The organism is Terriglobales bacterium (assembly GCA_035624455.1).
Lineage (GTDB): Bacteria > Acidobacteriota > Terriglobia > Terriglobales > Acidobacteriaceae > DASPRM01.
This window is the reverse complement of sequence record DASPRM010000146.1, coordinates 1-2,259: the sequence shown is the minus strand read 5'-3', so window position 1 is coordinate 2,259 and position 2,259 is coordinate 1. Positions and strand designations below refer to the sequence as shown.

Here is a 2,259-nt window from a genome sequence, read left to right as displayed (position 1 = left end):
GACGAGCACCTGGACATGCTCATGGTGTGCCATCATCTGGAACCCGGCATCCCGGAGGACATCGCATTCGCCGAGTCGCGCATCCGCCGCGAGACCATCGCCGCCGAAGACATCCTGCACGACCTGGGCGCCATCAGCATGATGTCCAGCGATTCGCAGGCCATGGGACGCATCGGCGAGGTTGTGACCCGCACCTGGCAAACCGCGCACAAGATGAAAATCCAGCGCGGACCGCTGGCCCAGGACAGCTCACGCAACGACAATCAGCGTGTGAAACGCTATATGGCGAAGTACACCATCAATCCTGCCATCACCCACGGCATCGCTGACGAGGTGGGATCGATAGAGCCGGGAAAGCTCGCGGATCTCGTGCTCTGGCAACCGGCTTTCTTCGGCGTCAAGCCCGAGATGATCGTCAAGGGAGGATTCATCGCGTGGAGCGTGATGGGCGATGCCAACGCCTCCATTCCAACTCCGCAACCCGTTTTCTATCGGCCGATGTTCGGCGCTTTTGGCAGCGCTACCCGTTCGATCGCAGTCAGCTTCGTTTCGGCAGCGTCCATGGCGCGCAAGCTGCCTCTGGAGAAGCGGGTGGTGGCCGTCAAAAAGTGCCGTAGTCTGCGCAAGGCCGATATGTTCCACAACACGGCAACTCCAAGAATCGAGGTCGATCCCGAAACGTATGAGGTGCGCGCCGACGGAGAACTGCTGACCTGCGAGCCCGCCAGCACTCTGCCTCTGGCGCAGCGGTATTTCTTGTTTTGAGGAGGCACGGAATCATGAATGAGCTCAAGCGCGCCTTTCGCGTAGGCGTAGCTGGACCCGTGGGCAGCGGTAAGACCGCGCTGGTGGATGCTCTCAGCCGCAGTCTTTGGCCGGAAATCAATCTTGCCGTCGTGACCAACGACATTTACACCCGCGAAGATGCGGATTTCCTCATCCGCCAGGGGACATTGCCCGCTGAGCGCGTGCGCGGCGTCGAGACCGGCGGATGTCCCCATGCCGCGATTCGCGAGGACGCATCCATGAACCTGGAGGCAATCGCCGATCTGGAACACACTCACCCAGGGATAGAGCTCGTGTTCGTCGAAAGCGGCGGCGACAACCTGGCCGCGGCCTTCAGTCCGGAATTGGTGGATGTGTTCATCTACGTAATCGACGTGGCTGCCGGCGACAAGATTCCCCGCAAAGGCGGTCCCGGCATACGCCGTTCCGATCTGCTGGTCATCAACAAAATTGACCTGGCTCCTCACGTGGGCGCCTCCCTGGAAGTGATGGAACGGGATACACGTCGCATGCGCGGCGATCTGCCCTTCGTGTTCACCAACCTGAAGGACGGAACCGGACTGGCTTCAGTGATTGCGTGGCTGCGCCGGCAAATGTCCTTGCCGGTAGAATCACGGCGCAGGCTGGTCGAGGCTCGCGATCTTGCGGCCGGTACGGCTCCCGCGGGACATCACCATCACGGCGAGCATGCTCATTCGCACGATCATCATCACCCCCATTCCTGAGGCGATCAGTCTCCGGCTGAGATGCAATGTTGTGAGGCCGACGGGAACAAGAGAGAGCGTATCGCCATGGCAGAGCTTACAAAACACCGCGCAACGCCCGATCCCGCTGCTGTGAAGGCGATCCTCGAGTCGCTGGTCGAAGTCGGCCACGAGTTCTATCGCCGAGGCTGGGTTCTGGGCACCAGCGGCAATTTCAGCGCCAGAACCACAGATTCGCCGCTGCGCCTGATGATTACCATGAGCGGCCTGGACAAGGGCGCGCTCTCCGATTCCAGTTTTCTTGAGATCGACGATCACGCGCAGGTACTCTCCGGCTCCGGGCGCCCTTCCGCCGAGACCGCCCTGCACCTGAAAATCGTGCAAAGAGCGGGAGCTGGGGCCGTGCTCCATACACACTCGATATGGAGCACTATCCTTTCCGACCGCTTCGCAGCATCAGGGGGCCTTTCTATTCAAGGCTACGAGATGCTCAAGGGCCTCTCCGGCGTATCCACCCATGAGCACCGGGAGTGGCTGCCGATCCTCGAAAACGCCCAGGACTATGCGCTCTTGGCGCAGCAGATGGAAAACCTGCTCGCGCAAAACCCCGAAATTCATGGCATCCTATTACGCAAGCACGGCCTGTACACGTGGGGCCAGGATGTCGCCGAGGCCAAGCGTCATGTTGAAATCCTCGAGTTTCTGCTCGAGGCCGTTGGCCGAGGATTACCTTCTGGGATCTCCGAGTAAGTTCGTGCGGCACCCGAGG

At 60.6% G+C, this 2,259-nt stretch carries 3 protein-coding genes; all 3 read left to right on the top strand.

What is annotated here, in order from left to right:
- The coding region (locus VEG30_16315; GenBank protein ID HXZ81493.1) for an urease subunit alpha at positions 1 to 765 on the top strand (765 nt) is incomplete at its 5' end.
- 14 nt (positions 766 to 779) lie between these two features.
- Positions 780 to 1,511: an urease accessory protein UreG gene (gene ureG / locus VEG30_16310; GenBank protein HXZ81492.1), complete on the top strand. Its 732-nt coding sequence runs from the start codon at positions 780 to 782 to the stop codon at positions 1,509 to 1,511.
- A 111-nt stretch (positions 1,512 to 1,622) separates the two neighbouring features.
- A complete protein-coding gene (mtnB, locus tag VEG30_16305; GenBank protein HXZ81491.1) occupies positions 1,623 to 2,240 on the top strand; it encodes a methylthioribulose 1-phosphate dehydratase in 618 nt (205 codons plus the stop codon).
- Positions 2,241 to 2,259 lie beyond the last annotated feature (19 nt).